Source organism: Runella sp. CRIBMP (assembly GCF_009905605.1).
In the GTDB taxonomy this organism is placed as follows: Bacteria; Bacteroidota; Bacteroidia; order Cytophagales; family Spirosomataceae; genus Runella.
Window position 1 is genome coordinate 1 of record NZ_JAAAKZ010000040.1, and the last position, 2,316, is coordinate 2,316.

The 2,316-nt window shown below is 50.0% G+C and carries 2 tRNA genes and 2 rRNA genes; all 4 read left to right on the forward strand.

The features are described from left to right. A 16S ribosomal RNA gene (locus GVN20_RS29420) occupies positions 1–70 on the forward strand; the annotation flags it as partial. Between the two features lie 52 nt (positions 71–122). Continuing rightward, positions 123–196, forward strand: a tRNA-Ile gene (locus GVN20_RS29425). A 75-nt stretch (positions 197–271) separates the two neighbouring features. Further along, positions 272–345, forward strand: a tRNA-Ala gene (locus GVN20_RS29430). A 65-nt stretch (positions 346–410) separates the two neighbouring features. After that, a 23S ribosomal RNA gene (locus GVN20_RS29435) occupies positions 411–2,316 on the forward strand; the annotation flags it as partial.

Here is a 2,316-nt window from a genome sequence, read left to right on the forward strand (position 1 = left end):
AAATCTGGTAACTGGGGCTAAGTCGTAACAAGGTAGCCGTACCGGAAGGTGTGGCTGGAACACCTCCTTTCTGGAGCAAAGACTACTAACCTTAACTTACTTTCATTATATAACTATTTAGAGGGCTTGTAGCTCAGGTGGTTAGAGCGCTACACTGATAATGTAGAGGTCCCAGGTTCGAGTCCTGGCAGGCCCACTCATCAGTTGCCGGCAAGCAGCTTGCTATATGCATCTACACTGTAAGCCGTCTTCTGAAAACCAGAAAAAAATTGGGGGTATAGCTCAGCTGGCTAGAGCACCTGCTTTGCAAGCAGGGGGTCATCGGTTCGACTCCGTTTACCTCCACGAAGGCTACTTTGTAGTAGTTTTTAAGTTATTTGACATATTGGAATGGAGAATTAATTAAGCAATTAGAAGCAACTAAGGGCGCATGGGGGATGCCTAAGGCTCTCAGCGGCGAAGAAGGACGCGATAAGCTGCGAAAATGGTAGGGGAGTGGCACATACATGTTGATCCTACTGTGTCCGAATGGGGCAACCCAACGACTTGAAGAGTCGTTATCCCTACGGGGAGGCAAACGGGGGGAACTGAAACATCTAAGTACCCCTAGGAAGAGAAAACAACAGTGATACCGTAAGTAGTGGCGAGCGAACACGGCATAGCCCAAACCTAATCAGTTACGGCTGAATAGGGGTTATAGGACTGCTTATTAGGCGATAATGGGAATTGAATGACTTGGGAAAGTCAGCCGGAGAAGGTGAGAGCCCTGTAAATGTAAAAATTATCAACGTAGCAGTATCCTGAGTAGGTGGGGACAGGAGGAATCCCCTCTGAATTCGGCGGCACCATCCGCCAAGGCTAAATACGACTGAGAGACCGATAGTGAACGAGTACCGTGAGGGAAAGGTGAAAAGTACCGGGAGTACCGGGGTGAAATAGAACCTGAAACCATGCGCTTACAAGCGGGCGGAGCCCTTAGGGGTGACGCCGTGCCTTTTGCATAATGAGCCTACGAGTTGTTGTTGCTGGCAAGGTTAAGCATTTAAGATGCGCAGCCGAAGCGAAAGCGAGTCTGAACAGGGCGCTTAGTCAGTAATAGCAGACGCGAAACTTGGTGATCTACCCGTGGTCAGGTTGAAGTGTGGGTAACACTACATGGAGGACCGAACCAGTAAACGTTGAAAAGTTTTTGGATGAACTGCGGGTAGGGGTGAAAGGCCAATCAAACTGAGAAATAGCTCGTACTCCCCGAAATGTTTTTAGGAACAGCGTTGTGGCGAGTCAGTGTCAGGTAGAGCTACCGATAGGATGCGGGGGAGTCAAATCCTACCAAATTCTGACGAACTCCGAATGGGCACTGATATACACAGCAGTGAGGGCCGGGGTGCTAAGGTCACGGTCCGAGAGGGGAACAACCCAGAGCAACCGCTAAGGTCCCAAAGTATATACTAAGTTGAACAAAGGAAGTCCGACTGCCGAGACAGCCAGGATGTTAGCTTGGAAGCAGCTATACATTTAAAGAGTGCGTAACAGCTCACTGGTCGAGCGGGGCGGGCGTCGATAATAAACGGGCATCAAGTATATCACCGAAGCGATGCGATAGCGATATCGGTAGGGGAGCATTCCAACATCAGTGAAGCTGTAGCGTGAGCTATGGTGGAGAGGTTGGAAAAGCAAATGTAGGCATAAGTAACGATAATGTATGTGAGAACCATACACACCGTAAAGCTAAGGATTCCTCAGCTATGTCAATCAACTGAGGGTTAGTCGGGGCCTAAGGGGAAGGCGAAGGCCGCACCTGACGGACAGCAGGTTAATATTCCTGCACCTGATGCAAGTGTGAAGCGCACGGGGTAGAGGAGGGTGTACGAAGTGACGGAAGTCTTCGTTGAGCAGAGTCTACGGACGAAGCGAACATCTGAACTGGCCTCCAAGAAAAACCGCTGAAACATCAGCTTGCATGAGCCCGTACCGTAAACCGACACAGGTAGCTGGGTAGAATATACCAAGGTGCTCAAGTGAATCACGGTTAAGGAACTCGGCAAATTAGTCCTGTAACTTCGGGAAAAGGGACACTCTGGCGCGAGCTAGAGTCGCAGAGAAATGGCCCAGGCGACTGTTTAACAAAAACACAGGGCAACGCAAAGTGGAGACACGACGTATGTTGCCTGACACCTGCCCGGTGCTGGAAGGTTAAGAGGGGAAGTCATCGCAAGAGAAGCTTTGAATCGAAGCCCCAGTAAACGGCGGCCGTAACTATAACGGTCCTAAGGTAGCGAAATTCCTTGTCGGGTAAGTTCCGACCTGCACGAATGG